Origin of the sequence: Gordonia aichiensis NBRC 108223, from assembly GCF_000332975.1 — a bacterium.
GTDB classification, from domain to species: Bacteria; Actinomycetota; Actinomycetes; order Mycobacteriales; family Mycobacteriaceae; genus Gordonia; species Gordonia aichiensis.
On sequence record NZ_BANR01000004.1, the window covers coordinates 114,324 to 136,912 of the forward strand.

The following is a 22,589-nucleotide window of genomic DNA, read 5'->3' on the forward strand; positions in this document are numbered from 1 at the left end:
TCGCGGATCGTCGACCGTGCGGTCAGCAGGCGTCGCCCGCACCGGACAGAAGGTGGCAGAGTAGCTCGCTCACCTCTGCCGGGCACTCCTGGTGTGCGAAATGGCCGCTGGCGGGAATCGGGCGGTAGTCGAAATCGGTGGCCCATTCGGCGCTCGCGGCAACCGATTCGTCGGTGATGTAGGGATCGTCGACGCCGCGGATCGCGAGAACAGGGATCGACAGTCGCTTCTCCATGAGATCCATGAACCGGACGCCATCGGGTCGGAACTGTGACCGGAACACCCAGCGCTGGTACTCGAGGCTGCAGTGCGCCGCCCCGGGTATACCGATTGCGGATCTGTTCTTGTCGACGGCGTCGGTGTAGTCGGCCGTGCCCTGCCATACCGGTCCCGAGCGTTCCGCGAAGTACTCCGCGATGAATGCTCCGTGGCGTCGTGTCAGGCGACGCTCGGCCATGCGCGGGACTTGGTTGCTCAAGAAGTTGCCGAGAAACGACGATCGCTGGTCGGCGTCGCGCAGCACATCCCGTCGCAGAACACGCGGATGGGGCGAGGAGATGACAGCAATCGCACGTACCGCGCGAGGGTGCAGCGTGGCGGTCGCCCAGCATGCCAGCCCGCCGTCGGCGTGACCGATGAGCGTCGCGGAGGTGTGCCCGAGTGCGCGGATGAGTCCGTTGGCGTCGCCTGCCAGGGTCCACCCGTCGTATCCGCGGGGTGGTTTGTCGCTGTCGCCGTACCCACGCAGATCCACCGCCACTGCCCGGTAGCCGGCTTCGGTCAGGTCGGTGAGCTGATGGCGCCAACTCCACCAGAACTCACCGAAACCGTGGAGCAACAGCGCGAGTGGGCGGTCGGGGCCGGGTGACGCAGCACCGGGAATGTCGGCCTCGACCGCGTGGAACCGCACCCCGTTGGCACGAACGTCGAGATGACGCCAGGGTCCGGCGAACCGGACACTGGACGGGTCGGGGGCAGCGGCCAAATCTCAGGCCTCGCGTGCCGGCGGTATCGCGGGATGGCCTGCGCCCTGTCCGCTCGACGCGGGATCACCCGCCCCGGCCTCGTGGCGACCGGGCAGCACGGTTTGTACTTCTTTGACGCTGCTGATCGTCTTCTTCGGGCCTCTGACCTTCTTGAAGACCAGGTAGCCGATGAACGCGGCGACCAGCGTGATCACTACGAGGATTCCGAACACGATCAGGAACGCGAGCCAACGCGGGACCCACTCGTCGAGAAGTTCGGCGAGGAAGAAAAAGAAGAAGAAGCTCGCGTAGAGCGCCATCACCCCGGCGACGATGAGCAGACCGGTGCCCGCGCCCGCCTTCTTCGCGTCGTCGACCAACTCCGCTTTGGCGAGCGCCACTTCCGACCGGAACAGCGTCGACACACTGGCGGTGGCGTTCTTGACCAGGCTGCCGACGCTGGCTTCGCCGGACGAGTCGCGGTCGGCGTCCCTCAGCGGAATCGAGGGAGCCTTCCCCCCTGCATCGCGGTAGTCGGGTCGGCCGGACTCGTTTCCACTCACAGCATCCTCCGTCTTTGGCGTTCTCCTGCCATATGTTGCCATGCGTGCGCGGCGACGGTCGTGCCCGCCATCACGTCGACGTGGCGTGTGTTGCGGTCACGCGGATCTCTCGCCGACCGCGTGCGCCATCAGGAGCGGCGTTGTCGCAGCGTGGCGAGGGCGGCCACCGCAGGATCGGGGTCGTCGGTGTGGGCGGCGAGAATGCCTGCGGCGACTTCCCCGGGAAGATCGACGAGCGCCTGGGCGACTCTGCTCCGGGCCTGCGGTTCGAGGTCACGGTCCGCGAGGAGTCTGCCGAGTTCTGTCGCGATCTCGTCGGCTGCGGCACTGGCGCGCGCGAGGTCGCAGATCGTATCGGAGGCCTCGACGTCGTGGCTGCCGTCCACGACCATCGCGATCAGATGCGGGAGTACGTCGACGTGGGCTTGTGTGCCAAGGGCGAGTATCGCGGTGTCCCGGACCGTGTGGTCGTCGTCGTCGAGTGCGTGCCGCAGCACGGTGACAGCGGTATCGCCACCGAGCTTCGTGAGCGCCGACACCGCGCGGCGCCGAATCTCCGGGTCGGTGGAATCGAGCCCCGCACCGAGAATTCTCTCGGCGGTGGGGTCGGCCACGCTGGCGAGCGCCCAGACCAGCGTTCCTGCAACATTTGTATCCGGCTCGGCGAGAACGGCCTTCGCGAGAGCCTCCGGCGCGAGACGCCCGCGTGCGGTCAGCGCAGCTCGTTGGCGGAGTGCCGCGGAGGCGGAATCGAGATGTTGGAGAAGGCGTACAGATCTCAGTACGTCCTCCCAGTCGGAAGGTGCGGAATCGGCGATGCGGGTCAGTAGGGCGAGTAGTTCGTTCTCGCGCGAGAGTCGTTGGCGTGTCTGCGCAATGAGCTCGTCGACCATGTCAGCGGGATCAGCTGCCCCGGGGTTGTCCAGCAGCGTCTTGATGCCCGACAGCGGCACGCCCAGGGCGCGAAGCCCGACCACGCGGAACAGCCGGGCGATGTCGTCGGGCGCGTAGTCGCGGTATCCGCCCGCCGTGCGCGTAGTCGGACTGACCAAGCCGAGTCGGTCATAGTGCCGCAGCATCCGAACGCTGACGCCCGAACGCTGCGACACCTCACCGATGAGCATCAGGGTGCTCGATAGGTGCGCCCCGAAGCGTCGCAGCCCTGCGTGCCTGCTCGACCGCGGCGGAGAAGTCGGCGTCGGGGTCGGCCAGCAGCCGTCTGGTCGCTGCGGCATGTACGCGGACGGCTTCGGAGTTGCTCGACGCAGTGGCTGAGAGCGCAACCTCCGCAGCGGTTCCCAGTTTGGCCAAGGCACGGCTGAGGCTGCGCCGGACCTCGTGATCCCCACGGCCCAGCTCGGTGACCAGGTCGGCCACGAGGTCGGCCGCGCCCTCCTCGGACACGAACGCCACGGCCGCCCGCCATGCGGTCCGGGCGACCTCGTCGTCCGCGTCGTGTAGCAACCCGACGACGTGCGGATAGACCGCCCGGTCGCCGATCTTCGACAACGTGTGCAGCGCCTGACCACGTGCCTGCGGTGACGACGAGGTCAGCTCTTCGACGAGCCGCGGAACTGTCTGCTCAGGGTGCATCCTCGTGAGCGCCCAGGTGAGCATGTCGCGGACGAAGAAGTCGGGTTCGACACCGCTGCGTCTGATCAGCTCGTCGACCATGGCGGCGTCGGAGTGAGTATCGGTTTCCCCTGTGCGGGTTCCCGCAGCGAGTGCAGCTTGTAGTCGCGTAGATGAATCCGGCGCCGACAATGCGTCGATCAGTGTGTGAGTCATCGCGATCACCTCCGCAAACAGTCAAAACCCTGTCACCGTGTCAGGGTCAAGCCTGATATCGCCGTGATCGCCGAGTCGACGAAAGCAGCTCGCCCGTTTCCAGTCATATTCTTGCTCACCGTCGGCGCCGACCTGGGCCTTTGCCGGCGGGCGCTGCGGGGAGTGACTGGAAACGGGCGAGCCGTTGGGATGTCGTCGTATTCGGTGCGCGCTCAGACCCGTTTGCTGCGGATCGCCTCGAACACCGAGGGATCGACGAGTGTGGAGGTGTCGCCGAGTTCGCGGCCCTCGGCGACATCCTTGAGTAGCCGCCGCATGATCTTGCCCGACCGTGTCTTGGGCAGTTCGGGCACCACGTTGATCTCGCGCGGTTTGGCGATCGGGGAGATCTCGACCGAGACCTGATCGCGCAGTTCCTTGATGAGCTGGTCGCCGGTGTTCTCGACACCTTCACGCAGGATCACGAACGCGACGATGCCCTGACCGGTCGTCTCGTCGGCGGCGCCGATGACCGCCGCCTCGGCGACACCGGAGTGTCCGACCAGCGCGGACTCCACCTCGGCGGTCGAGATACGGTGGCCGGAGATGTTCATGACGTCGTCGACGCGGCCGAGAACCCAGAGCGCGCCATCCTCGTCGTACCGGGCGCCGTCGCCTGCGAAGTACCAGCCCTGCTCGGCGAACCGCGACCAGTAGGTGTCGCGGTAGCGTTCCTCGTCGCCCCAGATGCCGCGCAGCATCGACGGCCACGGCTGGTCGAGTACCAGGTATCCCTGCTCGCCCGCGCCGACCGGCTTGCCGTTGTCGTCGACGATGTTCGCCGAGATCCCCGGCAGCGGGGCCATCGCCGAGCCGGGCTTGGTCGCGGTGACTCCGGGCAGCGGTGAGATCATGATGGCGCCGGTCTCGGTCTGCCACCACGTGTCGACGATCGGCGCAGACCCGCCGCCGATGACCTCACGGAACCACTTCCACGCTTCGGGGTTGATGGGTTCCCCGACGCTGCCGAGGAGTCGGATCGACGAGAGATCGTGCGCGTCGGGGATCTCGCGTCCCCACTTCATGAACGTGCGGATCAACGTCGGCGCGATGTAATAGATTGTGACGCCGTATTTCTCGATGACCTCGAAGTGGCGGTGCTCGTTGGGCGAGTTCGGCGTGCCCTCGTAGACCACCTCGGTCGCGCCGTTGGAGAGGGGTCCGTAGACGAGGTAGGAGTGGCCGGTCACCCAGCCGATGTCGGCGCCGCACCAGAACACGTCGCGACCTTCCTTGTGGTCGAAGACGTAGTGGAAGGTGTAGCTCGCCTGGGTCAGATAGCCGCCCGAGGTGTGCACGATGCCCTTGGGCTTGCCGGTGGTGCCCGACGTGTACAGCAGGAAGAGCGGATGCTCGGAATCGAAGGCCTCGGGCTCGTGATGAGGCGACGACTCGTCGACGGTGTCCTCCCACCACACGTCACGCCCCTCGACCCAGTTCAGGTCGGGGTCGTGGTTGGTGCGACGCACGACGAGGACCTTCTCGACGGACTTCGCGGCGTCGTCGCCGGTGCCGAGTGCTTCGTCGACAGCGGTTTTCAGCGGCGCGGGCTTGCCTCGGCGGAACTGGCCGTCGGTGGTGATGACGAGTTTGGCCTCGGCGTCGTCGACGCGGGAGCGCAGCGCGCCGGCGGAGAAGCCTGCGAAGACCACGGAGTGGGTCAGACCGAGGCGTGCGCACGCCAGCATGGAGATGAGTGCTTCGGGGACCATCGGCATGTAGATGGCGACCCGGTCGCCCGCGACGAGTCCGATCGAGGCGAAGTAGTTGGCTGCCTTGGAGACCTCGTCCTTGAGTTGGCTGTAGGTGATGTCGCGCGAGTCGCCCGGTTCACCGACCCAGTGGATCGCGACACGGTCGCCCTTGCCCGCGGCGACGTGGCGGTCGACGCAGTTCACCGAGACGTTGAGCTTTCCTCCGACGAACCACTTCGCGAACGGTGCATCCGACCAGTCGAGGACCTGCCCGAAATCGGTGTCCCACTCAAGTCGACGACCCTGCTCCGCCCAGAATTCGAGACGGTCTGCATTGGCGTGGTCGTACAGCGCGGCCGTTCCGTTGGCCTGCGCGGCGAACTCGGCGGAGGGCGGAAACGCCTTGGCGGCGGGTTGTGCGGTGGTGGACATCGTTGAACAGTGCCTTTCACTCTCGGTACGCGTTCTCAGGCCTCATCCGACGTGAGGTGCGTCTGGCCGGAATCCCATAGTGAGGGTAGTCACGTTGGGCTGGCGTTGCAGCGACGCGGGTCGCGGGCGTTCGACCTCCATCGGTTACCGTGACGATCTGTGACCACCGATCCTCTCGCCCCGCTCGTGGAGCTTCCCGGCGTGCGTGAGGCGGCCGACCGCGCCCGCGACGCACTCGGTGCCGTGCATCGGCATCCGGCCAATCTGAGGGGCTGGGACAAAACCGCGACGGAGGCGTCGTGGCGAGCAGGCCGATCGTCCGCGGCCATCGACGGCGGCAGCGTCGAGTTGCGGCGCGATGGAGATTTCGACGACCCGATCCTGGCCGGCGCGATGCGCGTTGCGCAGGCGCTCGATGGGGACTCGCTCGACCAGCTGACGTCGGTGTATCGACGAGCGCCCGCCCAGGCGTTTGCGCGACTGCACGTACTCGCTGCCGCCGATTTCGTCGACGATCCCGATCAGCTCGGCCGACCGCGCCGGGGCGCGGAGGTCGCGACGAGACTCGAACTACTCAGGCAGCTCATCACCGGAGCGACATCGGCGCCTGCGCCGGTGCTGGCTGCAGTGGTGCACGGAGAACTGTTGACGCTCGACGCTTTCGGTAGTGCCAGCGGCGTGGTCGCTCGCGCGGCGTCGCGCCTGACATCGACGTCGAGTGGTCTCGATCCGCACAACCTCGGTGTGCCGGAGGTGACCTGGTTCAAGAAGGTCGACGACTACCGTTCGCTGGCGAGAGGATTCGGCACCGGGGAGCCGTCAGCGCTCGCTGACTGGATCGTGTTCTGCTGCGAGGCAATGGTGGTGGGGGCGACCGAGGCGAAGTCGATCGCCGACGCCGCTCGCGGTGGATGATCGCGAGGCCAGCGCAGGGGAAAGATGATGTCGCACAAGCCGTTTCCTGGGTGAAAATAGATCCCTGACACAGCACTGCGGGCGGCCGACCTGTCGTCGACAGATCGCCGCCCGCGTAGCACGGACTCAAGTTACCAAGCGTGCTGGGTGGGTTGTGGTCACCGCCTCGGCGAGGGATCGTATTCCCCGAGAACAGGTCTCCTTCATCGCGCTGCCCTTGCTCTCTGGCCCGCTCACGGCATCCGTCGATGTCGGTGCCGGACGAACTCTCGGGCCAGGCCTGGCGCTGCAGTTGTCGGAGCTGTTACTCGAAGCCACGATGTCGCAGGCGCACAACACTTGTGCCTCATGCGGCGTGCTCCGCGTGGGTGCTTGCCGCCCGTGCTGGGAGTGCTCGCCGGGGGGCTCGGTCCTTCTCTTCCGGATCGAACTTTGCTCGACGAGGTTTCCGTGATTTACGTTCTACACCGTGATCGGCGTCACATCAAGACCCTGGCGTCGACTGTGTAAAAGGCGTGTGGGTGGGGTCGTTCCGTGGATGTTCTTCGAACTCGGCGGGCGCCGGATTGAGGTCTGGATCTCCGCGATCGTCCGTGTAGCTCAGTTAGATATCTTTAACCCGGACGACGTCAAGACGTGGAGGCCTGGCGTATGTGCAGTTCAGGGCGATGAAAGCGGCGCGCGGCGTTGGTGATGTCCTAACGCTGGGCAAAATATCGCAAATGCTTGCAAACGGTATTCTCACCTGCGGATCGGGTGTGTATAGTCGATATCACCCGGTTCTTCATTGAGCCGGTGCCTTTCAGCCCGACCCCCCGGGGCTGAAACGCGACAACCCCGGCCCCCTCCCCCCCCTGGCCGGGGTTGTCCTCTGTCTGGGGGTCTTTCTTCCGCGTCACGTGCTCCGGCTGCTTGTTGCCTGACGTGCAGGCGGCTCGTTGCCTGACGTGCAGGCGGCTCGTTGCCTGACGTGCAGGCGGCTCGTCACGTCCTGGTTGCGCCGGGACGCAATGATGGAAGAGTACACCACAGCATGAAGAATTCACTATATCGAATTTTGTAGTGTCGGCCACGCCTGGCTTGGCTGCGGGTGCGAGCCGCGTCCACAACGGCGAGTCTCTCCACAGAAGTGGTTGCGTTCGACGTCTGGTCGATGTGCCGGCGGTCGCGATACCCCATGCTTCCTCCATGTCCGACGACGATCTCCTCGCCCTCGTGGCCGATCCCTTGCGCGACGACGTGGCGCGATGCGCCGCTGCGGCTGGTTACCGGCTGATCCCCGGTGACGCTCACGAGTGTCGACGAGACTGGCTGAGAACACGCGCGGTGCTGCTCGATCCGTCGGCGGTTGCCGTCCTCGCCGAGAGTTCGCTTCCACGCCGCGGCGGCGTCGTGCTGGTCTCCGATACGGAACCCGCTTCAGCGACATGGCGTGGCGCGCTCGATCTCGGAGCAGTCGACTCGGCCGTTCTTCCGGTCGACGAGTCTCATCTGGTCCGCATACTCACCGAGTTGCGTCTACCCGCATCACGTCAGGCAGGGGCACTGGCGTTCATCCCCGCGCACGGCGGAGCGGGGGCGTCGACGCTCGCTGTCGCGACCGCGTTGGCCGCCGTCGACAGCGATGAGCGGGTGTTACTCGTCGACATCGACGAACTCGGGGCGGGCCTGGATCTCGCACTCGGTATGGAGGCGCGCGCAGGACTCCGGTGGCAAGACCTCACATTCGACCAGGGGGCTGTCAGCGGAGCGTCGCTGTGGAACGCTCTGCCGCGCTACAACGAGCGTCTGGCGCTGGTGGCCGGACGACGTGACGACACGCGCCCGCTTGGCCAGGGACCCGTGCTTGCGGCGGTGGATGCCGGTCGCGCCCACGGCGACCTGATCATCGCTGATCTTCCCCGCGTCGATAACCCGGTGGTCCGGGCGGTGGCAGAATCTTCCGAGTTGGTGGTCGTGGTGACCACTCCGACAGTTGCCGGGACCGCCGCCGCGCGGCTGCTGATCGCTCGCCTGTTGACGGCGTGTCCCCGAGTCGAGATGGTGATCCGCGGTCCGTCTCCCGGCGGCCTCCGAGCGGCTCAGGTCGCCGAGGCCGTCGGGGTGCCGCTCATTGCGACGTGCCGGCCTGATCCGCGACTGCCCATGCGCCTCGAGGCCGGCGGGCTGCGGGCATCGGCGCGAAGTCCACTCGGCCGTACGGCTCGGGCGGTGTACAACCGGTTCGTCGACACGAGATCGGTCGCATCGTGAGCAATGCGTTGCCGCAACGGGATCCGCGACTCGGGGCGGCGACCACAGTGGCCGACGAGGCGCTCATCGACCGAGTGCGCGAGCGGCTCGCAGCTGACGCGGCGGAGCCGACCGCAGCGGTCATCGCCGAGGCGATTCGCGCAGAGTCGGGTGGGGTCCTCGGAGACACCGATCTGCTTGCGGCGCTGCGTCATCTGCAGACGGAACTCACCGGTGCCGGACGACTGGAGGTACTCCTCGCCGAGCCCGGGGTCGCCGATGTGCTCGTTGTCGGTCCCCAGCGGGTATGGGTCGATCGTGGCGGTGGTCTCGAACCAACGGGTATCACCTTCGACGACGACGCGGCAGTTCGGCGACTCGCGAGTCGTCTGGCGCTGGGTGCGGGTCGACGTCTCGACGACGCGCAGCCGTGGGTCGACGCCCAACTGAACTCCTTGGGCAGACGCGGTCTCACCGTGCGGCTCCACGCCGTCATTCCGCCCCTGGCCGCGGACGGGACATGTATCTCTCTGCGGGTATTGCGCACAGCGGGAATGGATATGGCAGGTCTGGTCGCCACCGGCGCAGTTCCCGCAGAACTGGTTGAAGTCCTCGACGCGATGGTAGCGGCGCGCCTCGCCTTCCTCATCGTTGGCGGCACCGGCTCGGGCAAGACGACTCTGCTGAACGCGTTGATCGGTGCCATGCGTCCGACAGACCGGGTCCTGTGTGTCGAGGATGCCCCCGAAATGGCTCCGGCACACCCTCACGTGGTGCGCCTCGTCGCGCGGACGTCGAACGTGGAGGGAACCGGTGAGGTCCCCGTGCGTGTCCTGGTGCGTCAAGCACTGCGAATGCGGCCGGACCGCATCATCGTCGGCGAGGTTCGCGGCGCCGAGGTCATCGACCTGCTCACCGCATTGAACACGGGTCACGAGGGCAGCGGCGGGACGCTACACGCGAACTCGATGTCGGAGGTGCCCGCTCGCATGGAAGCGCTTGCGGCGCTGGGCGGAATGAATCGAGAAGCGCTTCATTCGCAGCTGGCTGCGGCCGTGCGTGTCGTCGTCGGTGTCAGTCGCACGGCGGGCGGAGAGCGCGGGATAGTCGAATTCGGCCTGGTCTCTCGTGATGCAGCAGGGTGGGTGACGATACGTCCGATTTGGCTGCGCGCCAGCGGATTCACCGAGTATCGAGCAGAGTTCGATGCTCTGGTCGCTGGCCGCGCATGAGTATCGTGTTCGCGGCGCTCGCGATTGCGGTGCTGTGGTGGCCGCCGAGTTGGCCCGAGCACCGGGTGGCGGCGGTCGCTCAGCTCGATGACACGACACGGGCGAGTGTGTCGCCCACAATGGTCGGGCTGACCTGCGCACCGCCTGTCGCGCTGCTTGTCGGTGGAGTACCGGGTGCGGTTGCCGCTGCGATCGTGGTGACACTCGTCTGGTGGCTTAGACGACGTAGACGACGGGCGGCCGACGACGAGGCACAGCGTGACGAGATGCTGACCGCGCTGGCACTGATGATCGCTGAACTCTCGGTGGGCGCACCGCCTGCTCACGCGTGTGCTGTGGCGGCGCAGGAGATCTCGGGAGGAGGGGACACGCGGTCTGAGGTGGCCGAGGGACTGACCGTGTTGGCTTCGCGCGCCGAACTCGGCGGGAGCGTGGGCGTCGATGAGACATCCGCGGGGCGGGATTCAACCGAGGAGTCACAGGCGGGCGGTTCGACTTCGGAAGCGCAGTCGTGGCGGCGTATCGCGGTCGCGTGGCACACTGCGGAGACGTCGGGAGTTCCGATGGCCGAGCTCCTCGAGTCGCTGCGCGCCGACCTTGCCTCCCGACGTGCGTTCACCGAGCGGACGCGAGCCGGACTCGCAGGGCCACGCGCGACTGCCGTTGTCCTGGCGGGGCTTCCGCTGCTGGGGATCGGTCTGGGCCAGGCGACGGGCGCACGTCCGGTGCAGGTACTCCTCGGTGGCGGTCTGGGTGGCATCCTGCTGGTCGTCGGTACCGCGTTGGTCGCCGCCGGCATGGTGTGGACCGAACGAATCACCGACAGGGTGGTGCGAGGATGACGATCCCGCTGGTGCTGCTCGCCGTCGCGGTGTGGATACTGCCGCCGCGACGGTGGTTGCTGTACCGGGTCGTCGAACCGCCGAGTCGTCCTCGCGGCGAGCCGAGGTGGCTCGGAAAGCGCCGAGACGTCGATGATCCTTTTGCCGTTGCCGCAGCGCTGGATCTGTTCGCGGTGTGTTTGCGTGCAGGGCTCACCATCCCCGCTGCTGCGCTCGCTGTGGCGCACACAGCACCCGCGGTCTTGGCGGAGCCGTTGACCGCCACGGCGGAGTTGCTCGAACTCGGTGCCGAACCCGAACGTGCATGGTCGACACCGCAGCGTGTGCGGACCCCGAACCGGAAAGGCTCTGAGACAGATCATTTCGAGCAGTTGTCGATGCTCGCGCGGCGGTCGGCTCGCGCGGGATCGGCGCTGTCGGTGCAGGTGGCCGAACTCGCCACCGAGACACGACGTCGCGCGCACGACGACGCACATGCTCGCGCCGAACGGGCAGGGGTCTTGGTGAGCGGCCCGTTGGGCCTGTGCTTCCTGCCCGCTTTCGTCTGTCTCGGGATCGTTCCGGTTGTGATAGGTCTCGCGGGCGTCACACTCTCGGGACTCTGAGAACCCGATGGATCTTTGCGCACGAGTTGAACGTCAAAGCAGTGCAGCACCAATGAAAGTCACACAACTGAAAGGATCATCATGAAGGCAATTCGAGTCACCCGCGGTCGTGTCCAACGAATCACTGTGCGTACCAACGCAACCCTGGCGAGACTGATCGCCGACGACGAAGGAATGAGCACGGCCGAGTATGCCATCGGCACGATTGCTGCGGCCGCGTTCGGTGCGATCCTGTACACGGTCGTCAGTGGTGACAACATCGTCAGTGCGCTGACCGGGATCATCACCAAGGCGCTGAACACGTCGGTGGGTTGACATGCGGCTGCGACGGATGGTCGACGACGAGTCGGGGATGGTGACCATCGAGGGGGCCTACGCCATCTCGGCTGTGGTGATCGTGGTGATTCTTGCTGTCGGTGTGATCACAGCGGTCACGACGCAGATCCGGTGCACTGATGCTGCTCGTGAGGTGGCTCGGTTGGCGGCTGCCGGTGACGATCACGCACGTGCTGCCGGTGAGCAGATCGTGCCGGGCGCTCAGATCGCCGTTGCGGCCCGGGGTGACCGGGTCGTCGTCGACGTTCGTCGGGGTGCGCCGATGGTGCCGGGCCTGATGTTGTCGGCGCGGGCCGTTGCGGCTGCAGAACCTGACGGCGCCGATCAGGTGGTCATGGCGCCGGGGGTGTCGCGGTGAGCGGGGTGTGGGTGTGAGGGGGCGCCCGACGTGCTGGTGGGGTCGGGTGTCGGCGTCGGCGGATGTTGAACTCCGACAGACGCGTTGGGCTCTCGCGACTCGTAGGTCCGTGACGAGTGCGGGGCGTGGCTTGCTCCGCGACGAGGACGGCTATGCGACGGTGGCCGCGGCCGGGGCGATCGCGGGTGTTGCGGCGCTGCTCGTGTTGGTGATCTATGTCGGTGCCGCGACGTTGGCGCGTCATCGGGCACAGTCGGCTGCCGATCTGGCTGCGTTGGCAGCGGCAGCCGATCACGTTGCGGCGCGGTCTGATCCGTGTGACACGGCCAGATCTCTGGTCGGTGAGCAACGGCCGCGTGCCGAGGTATTCGAGTGCAGGATCGTCGGTGACGATGTGGTGGTCGGTGCGCGGGTCTCTGTCTCGTTGGGGGTGCTGGGGGTGCGCGGGGCATCTGCGCGAGCACGGGCGGGCCCGGTCGGTGATGGCTGAGCGCGACAAAGCGGATCACCGAGCAGCGACCGGTGCATCCTTGACGAGGGTGCCGTGCTAAGCCGCGCCGCGGTTGGTGATGGTCACGCAGCCGGGTGGAGGAGTGATCTCAGAGAGCGTCGTCGCCGATGTGTATGCGCTTGGGGTACACCCGTGTCGAGTCCATCGGTGCAAACCAGACCTGGGAGAACGAGACCTCGGCGTCGCCGCGGTAGGCGAGTCGGAGTCGGCTGCCCCTGGTGGTGGGGATACGTGGTGCGACGGCGTTGACGAAGGGGGCCCAGTGCACCACTTCGCTCTCGGTGAGGAATGCGCCTGCGGCGGCGTGTACCTCACCGCTATCGGTGTCGGCGGCGAGATAGACCTCGCCGAGTGCCGTCGCGATGCGGGGTCCGACCATGGCACTCTGGAGGTACCACTGCGCGGCGTCGACGACGTCGGGGTCAAGACGCGCGGTACACCAGGCGTAGTGGATGTCGAGTGCATCGAGGGCCTGCGCCTCGGAGAAGAACACGTCCGGCTCTCCGATGGAGGCGGGCAGGGTGTCTGTCGATTCCGTCGGACGGGCCAGAAGAAAGAACGCTGGACGCGCACGCGTGATGAGTGGCGATGGCGTCATGCGGTCGGGGGTCCCCTCATGCATCGTTCCAGTATCCCTGAGAACAGCCTGTGACAGGCGGTAGTGCCCGGATTCGGTCGATCAAGTGCGCCCGGGCATGACCCATCGACAGCCGGACACCATGGTCTTCCGGTCTCGAGCTGGCGAAATGCGCTGGTCACCGGGTCATGGACGAGGTATCGGCCGACAACGGGCAATCGCCACATCGTCGGCCAGACACGGGAGGCGAGTGACGGGTGGCGGCTGACGTCCGCTTTGTCCGCGATAAGCTGATCGTCAGCGGTCGGTCGCTCTGCGGGGAGTGCCTGTCCCGGTCCGCTCTCGTGCTTGGTGTGTTCACCACGGACGTGACGTTCGTGGCGCGTTGCCTATGGAGATGATCGGGTGTCGGCCGAATTCGTTGCGGAGCGACCTGGCGACGGTGGTGCGCCGCCTTCGGGGAGAGAGTCTCGCGGGGCACTGCTGGGCCGCGAACGCGAGCAATCCGAACTCACCGCACTGATCGACTCCGTCGTCGCGGGCGGTACCGCGGTCGGATTGGTGCGCGGCGAACCGGGCGTCGGCACGACCGCTCTCGTGAGCGCTGCGGCAGACGTCGCGCGCAGACGCTCGGCGTCGGTTCTCTATGCACGGGCGGTCGCTGTCGAGCGGACCCTCCCCAACGCGCTGCTGCAGGTACTGTTGCTGCACCTCGTCGATGGACCGGCAGCTGTCTTCTCGCAGCCGGCCGCGACGCTGCGACTCGCATTGGGACTCGACGTCGGCCGAGCGCCGACCGTCGCCGATCTCGCCGCCGCCGTCATCGCACTGCTCGCCGACATATCAACGCACTCACCGGTTGTCATCGTCGTCGATGACCTGCATCACGCAGACAAGAGTTCGGCGAAGGTTCTCGACGCGGTCGCGGCCGCACGTCTGCCACGCGTTGGTGTGCTGGCGACCGTTCGGACTTCCAGCCACTCTCGGATCGACGCGACGACCGTCATCGACATCGCGCCACTCGACGACAATGCCGCAGCGGAGCTCGTGCGTCGATTCCACCCGGGAATGGCTGCCGACGTACATCACCGCATTCTGGCTGCGGCGCAGGGTAATCCACTTGCGCTGCGTGCGCTTCCCGCAGAACTGCGCCACGAACAGATCGACGGATCGGCATCATTGCCGACGGTGCTCCCCATGTCTACCGTGCTGCGTGACAGGCTCTTTCCCGACCTTCCGGTAGTGCAGAACAAGACGCTGTGTGTCCTTCTGATGCATGCGCTTGCTCCAGAACTCAGCGTCGACGATCTCGCCTCGACGGTGGGTGCCCGCACGCTGTCGGACGTCCTCGCTCCCGCGGTGCGGGCGGGACTCGTCGCGGTAAGTGACGTCGGCGACGAGGCGCGGCCCACGACCGAGCCGCGTATTCGCCTCACCCGTGCCCTCCTCGGGCCGGCACTGATGAGTCTGGCAACTGACGACCAACGTTCGGCCGTCTACCGGCTCCTCGCGCGGTCGGCGCGCGGCGTGGTCGATGACATATCGGACATATATAAGGCAACAACCACATTCGACGACGCGCTGGCGGAACGTCTGGAGCTCGCGGCGGAGGTGGAGCTATGCACCGGCCGGTGGCGATCAGGGCTGGCTCGTCTTCGACAGGCCGTCGAGGTGGGCGGCGACCGGCGGGAACGCCACCGCCGGCTGGCGCGTGCCACACAGGTGGCTGCACGCGTCGATCACCAGGCGGCTCAACAGATGTTCATCGCGATGCACACCGGCCGACAGCACTTCGAGGATTCGATCACCGATGCGCTCGCGGCGTCGGCCATCATCGTGACCAATGACGACGGCGACGTCGACACCGCCTATCAGATGTTGATGGATGCACTCGAGCGCTCCGCGCCGCGCGACTCCGATGACCCAGTGGTCGTCGAGGCCATCGAGTCGCTTCGTGAGTTGTCTTGGCTTGGTGGGCGCGCGGCGTTGTGGGAGGGATATCGCCGGATCGTCGATGCAGTGGCTCCGGGGGCATCGTCGGCGGTGGGGCTCTCGGCTGCAGTCTGGGACGGCCCGTCGACACTGTCGGCGGACCAGCGCGCGACGGTGGATTCGCTGATCGCCGATCTGTCGGTCGATCACTCTCCGTTGTGGATCGGCGAGGTCGCCGAGATGGCTGCGACTTTCGACCGGATCGACGAATGCCGACCCGTGCTCGACGTGTTGATCGACGGCGTGAACGCCGGACACGACGTCGCGAGCAGGCCGTCGATTGCCGCGGTGTGGGCGATGCTGCTGCTGGCGCAGGATGCGTTCAACCGCGGCCGGTGGACAACCACTATGGAATTGGCCCAGCGGGCAAAGGAGATCTGCGGTGTCGACGGCCATGATCATCTCGGGTGGCTCGCCGACTACCTGCTCGGCATGGTGGCCGCGGTTCGTGGCGAGGACGAGATGGTGGAGCACCTCGCAGCGCGCATGCGCGCCTGGGCGATTCCGCGACGGGCGTTCGTGCTCGTCCGCTTCGCCGAACATCTGTGGACGTTGCTTGCGGGCGGACACGGCGATGCAGGGGCGGCGTACATCCACGCGACGGCGGTGAGCCCGATCGGTCAGCTCGGGCCCTACGTCTCCATGACAGGGACTCTCGCGCTGGATCTCGTGCGGTCGGCGATCAGGACAGGGCGTGACGAGGACGCGCGGGCGCATGTCGCAGCCATGCGGGACGCGGGACTCGACCGGGTCTCCTCGCGCCTGGCGATGATCACACTCGCGTGCCGGGCGCTCGTCAGCACCGACGACTCGGAGCGCTTGTTCGAGGCGGCCCTCGCGGTGCCGGGTGCGCGGCAGTGGGTTTTCGACTATGCGCGCATCCAGTACATCCGCGGCATGGAACTGCGTCGGGATCAGGAGCTCGTCGCGGCGAGAAGGCAGTTGCGCGAGGCGTTGTCGACTTTCGTGGAACTCGGTGCGTCGTCGTGGGCGTCGCGTGCGCAGGCCGAGCTCGACGCGACGGCGCCGACGCGACACGTGACGGCCGTGGATTCACAACTGACCGCCTACGAGCGGCGTATTGCGTCGATGGTGGCGTCAGGATTGACCAACAAGGCTGTCGCGGAGCGACTCGACATCTCGCATCGGACGGTCGGCAACCACCTGTACCGCATCTATGCCAAGTTGGGGGTGACCTCGCGGGGCGAGCTTCGTGATGCGCTTGCGGCACCGATATCGTAGTCGCCCCGCAGTTCTGGTCTGATGGTCACGCGAAGAGTGCGCTATCGCGCAGCGCTGTCCGGGACCTGACGCCGACGGTGCGATAGACGTGCGAGAGGTGACTGCCCACCGTGCTCGGCGCTATGCCCAGTCGGGATGCGATGGCGCGGTTGGACATGCCCGATACGGCCATCTCGGCAATGCGCTGCGCCGTCGCCGAGATCTGCGGAGTCCTGCGCGTCGACGTCATCGCGCGAAGTGTTTCGCCGAGTAGTCGTAGTTCGCCGGAGGTTCGTGCAGACCAGTGGTCGGCGCCGAGGACGGTGAACGTGGAGAGGGCTTGATAGAGTTCTTCTCTCGCGACCCGGGTGGCACCGTCCATGCGCAATCGGCGACCGTGGTGCAGCCGGACTCGCGCGAGATCGAAGGGCCATCGGTCGGCACCCGGTGTGTGGATCGCGGCGCGATAGGCGTCGACGTCATCGGTGACAATCGCGTATGCGCAGGTGCGGAGAAACGCGAGCCGGAGGTCGGGGCCGAGACCGACAGTGCGCAGAGCGTCGGCCACTGCCCTACGCGCCGAGGGTGATTCGCATTCGGAGGCTGCCTCGGCAAGGTCGATGACGGCACGATCGCTACGTGTGATGACGGCGGCCGGACCGTCCGTGGAGGCGCGGAAGATGCGGAGTGCACTGCGTGGGTTTCCCGCGCCGAGGGCGGCGACCGCCTCGAGGTGAGTGCGGTGACGCGTCACACCGACACCGTTGGCCATCCAGTCGGGTGCGGTGATGGTGGACGTCACCCTCGAATCGAGTTCTCCGCGATAGGCCGACAACAGTTTTCGGGCTCGGAGCAGGTAGGCACGTGCATAGAGCTGAAGCCCGGACTTCTGACAGAGGGCGATCCCGCCGTCGAGGAGCTGCTGCGCCTCATCCCACCGGCCCGCGCCGAGATAGTGAGAACCGAGCATCCATGCCGCGCACACCGACGAGGTGACCGATGAGCGTGGGTCGGACCACACGCGGTGCAGTGCGGCGCGCCACCAATAGCTGCTGCTGCGTGACGTGGCCACGAAGGCGCTGCGCACCACGTCGGCGGCGTCGGCGGTGTGCTGGAGTGTGTCGATCAACCGGTCGAGCCGGGGGTCGAGATGTTCATGAGACGCGCGATCGGGTGACAACGTCTGTGCTGCAATGAGTGCCCACTCCGGTGCTGTCTCCGCGTGCTGCGCCACCAGGGACGTGAACTCCGACCAGAGTTCCGGCCGGTCGTCGAGGTGGCACAGCTGATAGTGCGACCAGAGCGCGTCGTCGAGAATGCGATCCCCGTGTACCGATGGCTGCGCACGGATAGCTCGCGTGAACGTCCGCTGAGCCTCGCGGATCGACTCCGGTGCCTTCGACGACAGGTACGAGCGCGCGACAACGGCTTCGAGTGAGTGCGTTGCGCTGGCATCCACGCGTAGCGCATCGTCGAGAAGTCGGCTGGCGGTGGGGATGTCGGCGCTCACAGCGGATACCAGTGCCGACGCCGCAGCGAGTCGGCGAGCTCTGGCGCTCCGGTCGGCGGTGTGGGTGGCGCTGAGTCGGAACGTGTGTGCAGCGGAGTGTGAGTCGCCGTATCGGAGTGCCTGCGCCGCCGAGCGTTGCAGCAGATCTGCGACGTCGTGGTCGAACTCCGACCCTGCGTCGTCGGTGCCGGGGAGGCGGGGCGCCATCGATGCGACGGCGAGGTATCCGGCGCGCACCAACGCGCGGGGACGGCCATCGCCACGAAGCACGATATCTCGACGCTCGGAGTCGTCGAGGTTCGGAAAGCGCTGACGCAGAAGACGATCAGCCGCTGACGCATCGAGGGGAGATACCAGGAGTGCGACGTCGACCGCATGCCTGGGCAGACCTGCGATGCCCGGCACACAGGTGGTGATGAGCTTGACCCTGGTGCCGGCGAGACGTCGGCTCACGTACGAGAGCGTGTGTGCGGCATGGGCGTCGAGCTGGTCGGCATCATCGAGCCCGATCAGTAGGGGACCCGATCGTGGCCGTCGCGCCAGGTTGAGCAGGGTACGGCGCAGGTCGGCGTAATCTCCGTCGACGGCCGGCTCGCTGGACGGCTCATATGTGGCGGATTCGGTCGATTCGCCGAGTTCAGCGGCCAAGGCGGCGAGAACACCTGCGGAGCCGTCGCGCACGTTCAGCCGCACGACGCGGTAGCCGGCTGTGCGCGCCATGGCCTCGGCTGCCGCGAGAAGGGCGGTGCGTCCGGTTCCGGGATCGCCTACGAGTGCTGCGGAGTGGTTGTCGGGCGACCCGAGGAACGCGTCGAGCGAGTCCACGAGGTGCGCGCGAGCTATGAGTCCGGGTGACTCCACCGCTACCTCCCCGTATGTGAGCTAAGTTACTCGTCGGTATATCGAATAACCTAGCTCACTCGACCTGCTCGGGTGTGTCCGGGTTGCCGCGATGGCAGCGCGCAGAGGGCGTGCGCAGGAGGCTGCACCAGGGGTCGGCACACACGACGGTGCCCACGACCGGGTGTGGTCGCGGGCACCGTTGAGTGGAGTCCGGTCGGACTGTCGTTACTGCTACTCCGAGGCGGAACCGCTCTGCGACGATGACGATCCGCTGCTCGTCGTAGCGCTCGAATCGGCTCCGGAGCTCGGCGCGGTCGGGCCGGATGCAGATGCGTCGTCAGAGGCTGCAGCGCCCGAGCCCTCGGTGTCGGCGGAGCCGGTGCCGCCCGACGCCTCCGATCCGGTCGTGGTGCCGGAGTCGGTCGACGACGCCGGGGTATCGCTCGGAGCGTCGGTTGCGGGGGTGTTGCCGCCGTCTGTCGCCGCCGACGGTCCTCCGGTCGCGGGTGTTGCGTCATCCGACGTGGCATCAGACGACTCTGAAACAGACGACTCTGAGGCGGCGGTCTCCTGCACCGAATCGCCCGACGTCGCGTTCTCCGACGCTCCGGATGACGAGGTCTTCGACGCCGAAGCTGCTGATTCCGAAGCGGTGTCGTCGGAAGCCCTCGCGGTGGTCCCCGGCCCTGCCTGCCCCGCGCTCGCCGGCGTGTGCGCCGCGCTGATCAGGGGCGAACTCACCACTGCCGATGCGTCGACCGTCTGCGACGTGGTCGGGGGCACCGGTGCCAGGACGCCGGCGATGCGCTGCTGGATGTACTGCAGTGCACCGAGCGTGCCGGGAAGGAAGATCTTGATCTGGCCGTCGTCGAAAGTGATGTTGAGCTTCGGGCCGAGTAGGCCGCCGTTGACCACCGGGTAGTCACCGAGGCCGATCATGTTGCCGACGCTGGGGCCGTAGCCGCCGTTGAGGAGGCCGTCGAGCATCACCCCGGGAGCCTGCAGCAGTGCGGAGGCCAAGGCATCCATATCCCCGGCGGCAACGCCATCGACGACGGTCTGGACGGCATGCCCGAGGGCTCCGATGCCGCCACCGAGGGGGCTGATGATGCCCATCCCCGTGAACAGTGCGACCTCCTGCAGTTGGCCGACGACCCGCTTGCCTGCATTGAACGGTTCCGACAATGCACTGCTGATCTGGTCATTGGGGATTGCTCCCGCGAATGCCAGACCCAGATCGAGCGGCACGTCCAGAATCTTCCCCAGCGCAGGAAGTAGAGGGCCAGACGAGGGATTGATCGCTGCGAAGATCGGGACAACCGCGACCAGCAGCATGTTGTTCATCGCTGATTCGATGTCCCCGTCCTGCAGCGCATTGGTCACCGCTTCGAGTAACGGCGGGACGTCGTTGCGTAATGCGTCGGCCACGTCCTCGCCCGCACCCGCCAGACCGGCGCCGAGACCGGTTATTGATGCGGTCGCTTCTTTCCACAGGGCGGGGAAGTTCGGTGACTTGCCTTCCTTCCATTCGCCGTTGATCGCCCCGCTCGCCACGCCGTTGATCACGTTGAGCTGGTTCTGCAGGATTTGGCTCAGGATCGGGAATGCCTTGTCGGACGAACCGGCCTGCAGTTCTTCGATGTTGGCGAGTGCACGCTCGATGGCGTCGGCGTAGATCTGGGTCGGGTCCACCGCAGCCTCGGTGTCCGTCGACTCGGTGGCTGTCGCCGCAGCTCCGATGGGCACGGTGGCGGCTCGATCGGGCGCCGTCGTTGCGGCGACCGGATTCGCGGCGATCGTTGCTGCCTGGCTCACGGTCGGGACTGCTGCGATCACGGCAGCACTCGCAACGGACATTCCGGCGAGGGCCAGTGCGCCCACCCCCGGGCGAACGGCAACGTTCTTCATGCTCACTCCTAGTCAGCGGTGGCAGCGGTCTGATCTGCGTCGGCCCCCGACCGTTCGCCGCCGTGGCACGTCCCGCCACCACCGGACGCGCCGAGGTCGAGGATGCATCGTGAGGAAGGCGAAGTGAGTGGATGTCGAGAAGTGCGTAGCCGTATGACTCAGCTTGTGATCCACATCTCCTGAGCCGCTCGAAGTGGTCTCATTTCTACCGCTTCACACCGTGTGGGTGACGGCGACGCCGAAGACGGCCGCCTCGGCGTCCGCAACCGGAAGCGGTCACGGACGCCGAGTCGCTCGGGAAGTGCTGCGGATCAGCTCGCCGACAAACCACCCGTCGCCGCACCGGCAGACGCCGCGTCGCCCGACGCCCGGTTGCTCGACGCCCCGTTGCTCGACGCCCGGTTGCTCGATGGGGTTCCGCTCGACGGGGTCTTCGATGCTGTACGCGAGGAAGTGTCCTTCGATGACTGGCTGGTCGACGCAGTACCGTTCGACGCCGTGCCGTTCGGCGGTGTAACTGCGCTGGCCGACTGCTCGGCTCCGGTCGAGCCCTGTGTGGTGGGGTTGCTCTCACCGTCGGCGGTCGCGGAGTCCGTGTCCGAGTCGCTGACGGGAGTCGACGAATCGGACGAATTCGACGCCGAAGAGGGGGACTCGGTGCCGCTCGACCCATTGGTGGCCGCGTCCGTGGTTTCGGTTGCAGCGCCGCCGGATTCGGGTGATGTATCAGGTGCGCCGTGTGCGTCCGCGACGGCCGTCGTCGGCGATGGCGTCTGGCCGGATTGTGCTGCCACCAGCGTGGCCATGTCGGCGCTCACGGACTTCTTCGGCGGCGCCGGGGTGATCGCCTTGAGAATGTCCTGCTGCAACCTCTGCAGCACCCAGCCCGTGCCGGGTATGATCGTGGCGCGGTTGCCGTCGGCGTCCTTGCCGACGATCTGCAGGCCGCCGCCCAGCAGGCCGCCACTCACGACGCGCAACGAGTCACCGAAGCCCACCAGGCCGCCGATGCTCGGTCCGTAGCCTCCGTGCAGGAAGCCGTCGAGCGTGATTGCGGGCGCTTGGATCAGGGCGGTCAATGCAGCCTCCAGGTCGTTGTCGCCCAGCGCGTCGACCACGTTCTGCACTCCTCGACCGAAGCCGCCGAGTCCGCCTGCCACCGGGCTGATGAGGGCCCATCCCGATGTAGTTGAAGTCGCTCTTGAGCACGACGTCGAGCACCTTCGACGTGTTCTTCAGCGGTTGGGACAACGCGTTGGCGATATCGGCATTGGGGATCGCACCTGCGGCGATGAGACCGGCGTTGAGCGGGATGTTGAGAATCTGGAGCAGCGACGCCGTCGCTCCACCCTTGCCCCCCGGCTTGATGAGCGCGTAGACGGGGGAGATGACCGCCATCAGGAGGTTGTTCATCGCGCCTTCGATGTCGCCGTTCGACAGCGACCTGGTCACCGCGTCGAGCAACGACGGGAGCTGCTCTTCGAGTGCCTTCGTCAGATTGGTCTGAATGGTGGTCGCGGCAACGTCGAAACCGTCGAGGATTGCCTTGAGCTGATTCTCCAGGGACGAAAAGTCCGGAGCCTCAACCTGTTTCCACTCGCCGGCGACCGCGCCGTTGATGACGCCATCGACCAGAGCGGCCTGGTTCGCGAGCAATTGGTTGAGGATGGGGTACTCGGCCTTCGGTGCCGACTTCTGCAGCTTCTCGATCGCGGCCTGTGCCTTGGCGATCACCGTCTGGTAGATCTCGAGCGGGTTGGCATCGGCGGCCGGTGTGGCGGCCCCGAACTGCGTCACGGCGGCCACAGCAGTGGTGTGCTGCGCCGTGACGACGGGCGCTGCGGCATACGTGGCTGCCTGGCTCATCGACGGGACGGCCCCGATCACCGCGGCACTCGCCACGGAAACCCCGGCAAGGGCCATCATGCTCGCCCGTGGGCGAACGGCAGCGTTCATCATTGTCACTCCTAGAAACCGGTGGCGAGTAGTCATGAGTGATCGGTGCGGCCGAAGCGCGCCGATGGTG

The 22,589-nt window shown here is 66.7% G+C and carries 19 protein-coding genes; 9 read left to right on the forward strand and 10 right to left on the reverse strand.

The features are described from left to right. Window positions 1-22: 22 nt before the first annotated feature. From GOACH_RS05160 to acs, 5 genes are all read right to left on the reverse strand, one after another. Window positions 23-985: an alpha/beta fold hydrolase gene (locus GOACH_RS05160; protein WP_005171602.1), complete on the reverse strand. Its 963-nt coding sequence runs from the start codon at window positions 983-985 to the stop codon at window positions 23-25. Between the two features lie 3 nt (window positions 986-988). After that, a complete protein-coding gene (locus tag GOACH_RS05165) occupies window positions 989-1,528 on the reverse strand; it encodes a phage holin family protein (RefSeq protein WP_005171606.1) in 540 nt (179 codons plus the stop codon). Window positions 1,529-1,656: 128 nt separating this feature from the next. Further along, on the reverse strand, window positions 1,657-2,652 hold the full coding sequence (locus tag GOACH_RS05170; RefSeq protein ID WP_005171609.1) for a HEAT repeat domain-containing protein: 996 nt from the start codon (window positions 2,650-2,652) through the stop codon (window positions 1,657-1,659). After that, the gene (locus GOACH_RS05175; protein ID WP_005171613.1) at window positions 2,639-3,316 is read right to left on the reverse strand and encodes a HEAT repeat domain-containing protein; all 678 of its coding nucleotides are present in this window, start codon (window positions 3,314-3,316) and stop codon (window positions 2,639-2,641) included. Before GOACH_RS05175 ends, GOACH_RS05170 begins: the two co-directional genes overlap by 14 nt. Window positions 3,317-3,528: 212 nt before the next feature. Beyond that, a complete protein-coding gene (gene acs, locus GOACH_RS05180) occupies window positions 3,529-5,481 on the reverse strand; it encodes an acetate--CoA ligase (RefSeq protein WP_005171615.1) in 1,953 nt (650 codons plus the stop codon). Window positions 5,482-5,640: 159 nt separating this feature from the next. On the opposite strand from acs, the gene GOACH_RS05185 reads away from it, so the two are divergent. The 8 genes from GOACH_RS05185 to GOACH_RS05220 all read left to right on the forward strand — a co-directional run bounded on the left by GOACH_RS05185 (window position 5,641) and on the right by GOACH_RS05220 (window position 12,491). Next, window positions 5,641-6,396 (forward strand): Fic family protein, encoded by a 756-nt coding sequence (locus GOACH_RS05185; protein WP_005171619.1) that lies wholly within the window; start codon window positions 5,641-5,643, stop codon window positions 6,394-6,396. A 1,188-nt stretch (window positions 6,397-7,584) separates the two neighbouring features. Continuing rightward, window positions 7,585-8,649, forward strand: coding sequence for a septum site-determining protein Ssd (ssd, locus tag GOACH_RS05190; RefSeq protein WP_005171620.1), 1,065 nt, complete (start codon window positions 7,585-7,587; stop codon window positions 8,647-8,649). Then, a complete protein-coding gene (locus tag GOACH_RS05195; RefSeq protein WP_005171622.1) occupies window positions 8,646-9,860 on the forward strand; it encodes a TadA family conjugal transfer-associated ATPase in 1,215 nt (404 codons plus the stop codon). Before ssd ends, GOACH_RS05195 begins: the two co-directional genes overlap by 4 nt. Next, window positions 9,857-10,702 (forward strand): type II secretion system F family protein, encoded by an 846-nt coding sequence (locus tag GOACH_RS05200; RefSeq protein ID WP_040517787.1) that lies wholly within the window; start codon window positions 9,857-9,859, stop codon window positions 10,700-10,702. The genes GOACH_RS05195 and GOACH_RS05200 overlap by 4 nt, the downstream gene beginning before the upstream one ends. Then, window positions 10,699-11,307: a type II secretion system F family protein gene (locus GOACH_RS05205; protein WP_005171630.1), complete on the forward strand. Its 609-nt coding sequence runs from the start codon at window positions 10,699-10,701 to the stop codon at window positions 11,305-11,307. Before GOACH_RS05200 ends, GOACH_RS05205 begins: the two co-directional genes overlap by 4 nt. Before the next feature lie 81 nt (window positions 11,308-11,388). Continuing rightward, entirely contained in the window at window positions 11,389-11,622 is a 234-nt protein-coding gene (locus GOACH_RS05210; RefSeq protein WP_005171633.1) for a DUF4244 domain-containing protein, read from the forward strand. A 1-nt stretch (window position 11,623) separates the two neighbouring features. Continuing rightward, window positions 11,624-12,001: a TadE family type IV pilus minor pilin gene (locus GOACH_RS05215; protein ID WP_005171637.1), complete on the forward strand. Its 378-nt coding sequence runs from the start codon at window positions 11,624-11,626 to the stop codon at window positions 11,999-12,001. A 109-nt stretch (window positions 12,002-12,110) separates the two neighbouring features. Next, window positions 12,111-12,491 (forward strand): Rv3654c family TadE-like protein, encoded by a 381-nt coding sequence (locus GOACH_RS05220; protein ID WP_005171641.1) that lies wholly within the window; start codon window positions 12,111-12,113, stop codon window positions 12,489-12,491. Window positions 12,492-12,600: 109 nt separating this feature from the next. Here GOACH_RS05220 and GOACH_RS05225 read toward each other — a convergent pair whose 3' ends face one another. Next, complete coding sequence (locus GOACH_RS05225; protein ID WP_005171643.1) at window positions 12,601-13,134, reverse strand: hypothetical protein; 534 nt, start codon at window positions 13,132-13,134, stop codon at window positions 12,601-12,603. A gap of 360 nt (window positions 13,135-13,494) precedes the next feature. Here GOACH_RS05225 and GOACH_RS05230 point away from each other — a divergent pair, with 360 nt between their 5' ends. Then, window positions 13,495-16,323: a helix-turn-helix transcriptional regulator gene (locus GOACH_RS05230; protein ID WP_005171648.1), complete on the forward strand. Its 2,829-nt coding sequence runs from the start codon at window positions 13,495-13,497 to the stop codon at window positions 16,321-16,323. 25 nt (window positions 16,324-16,348) lie between these two features. On the opposite strand, the gene GOACH_RS05235 is transcribed toward GOACH_RS05230, so the two are convergent. The 4 genes from GOACH_RS05235 to GOACH_RS24220 form a co-directional block, all read right to left on the reverse strand. Beyond that, window positions 16,349-18,673, reverse strand: coding sequence for a helix-turn-helix transcriptional regulator (locus GOACH_RS05235; RefSeq protein WP_005171649.1), 2,325 nt, complete (start codon window positions 18,671-18,673; stop codon window positions 16,349-16,351). A gap of 213 nt (window positions 18,674-18,886) precedes the next feature. Next, window positions 18,887-20,563, reverse strand: a complete 1,677-nt coding sequence (locus GOACH_RS05240; protein WP_005171652.1) for a hypothetical protein — start codon at window positions 20,561-20,563, stop codon at window positions 18,887-18,889. Between the two features lie 311 nt (window positions 20,564-20,874). Continuing rightward, window positions 20,875-21,642 (reverse strand): hypothetical protein, encoded by a 768-nt coding sequence (locus GOACH_RS24215; protein ID WP_245551824.1) that lies wholly within the window; start codon window positions 21,640-21,642, stop codon window positions 20,875-20,877. After that, complete coding sequence (locus GOACH_RS24220) at window positions 21,548-22,519, reverse strand: hypothetical protein (RefSeq protein WP_245551825.1); 972 nt, start codon at window positions 22,517-22,519, stop codon at window positions 21,548-21,550. Before GOACH_RS24220 ends, GOACH_RS24215 begins: the two co-directional genes overlap by 95 nt. Between the last annotated feature and the right edge of the window lie 70 nt (window positions 22,520-22,589).

Coding starts and splice junctions, on each gene's coding strand:
- GOACH_RS05170 (WP_005171609.1), bottom strand. CDS start 2,652: ATGCTCATCGGTGAGGTGTCGCAGCGTTCGGGCGTCAGCGTTCGGATG.
- GOACH_RS05175 (WP_005171613.1), bottom strand. CDS start 3,316: ATGACTCACACACTGATCGACGCATTGTCGGCGCCGGATTCATCTACG.
- acs (WP_005171615.1), bottom strand. CDS start 5,481: ATGTCCACCACCGCACAACCCGCCGCCAAGGCGTTTCCGCCCTCCGCC.
- ssd (WP_005171620.1), top strand. CDS start 7,585: ATGTCCGACGACGATCTCCTCGCCCTCGTGGCCGATCCCTTGCGCGAC.
- GOACH_RS05200 (WP_040517787.1), top strand. CDS start 9,857: ATGAGTATCGTGTTCGCGGCGCTCGCGATTGCGGTGCTGTGGTGGCCG.
- GOACH_RS05205 (WP_005171630.1), top strand. CDS start 10,699: ATGACGATCCCGCTGGTGCTGCTCGCCGTCGCGGTGTGGATACTGCCG.
- GOACH_RS05210 (WP_005171633.1), top strand. CDS start 11,389: ATGAAGGCAATTCGAGTCACCCGCGGTCGTGTCCAACGAATCACTGTG.
- GOACH_RS05215 (WP_005171637.1), top strand. CDS start 11,624: ATGCGGCTGCGACGGATGGTCGACGACGAGTCGGGGATGGTGACCATC.
- GOACH_RS05225 (WP_005171643.1), bottom strand. CDS start 13,134: ATGCATGAGGGGACCCCCGACCGCATGACGCCATCGCCACTCATCACG.
- GOACH_RS05240 (WP_005171652.1), bottom strand. CDS start 20,563: ATGAAGAACGTTGCCGTTCGCCCGGGGGTGGGCGCACTGGCCCTCGCC.
- GOACH_RS24220 (WP_245551825.1), bottom strand. CDS start 22,519: ATGAACGCTGCCGTTCGCCCACGGGCGAGCATGATGGCCCTTGCCGGG.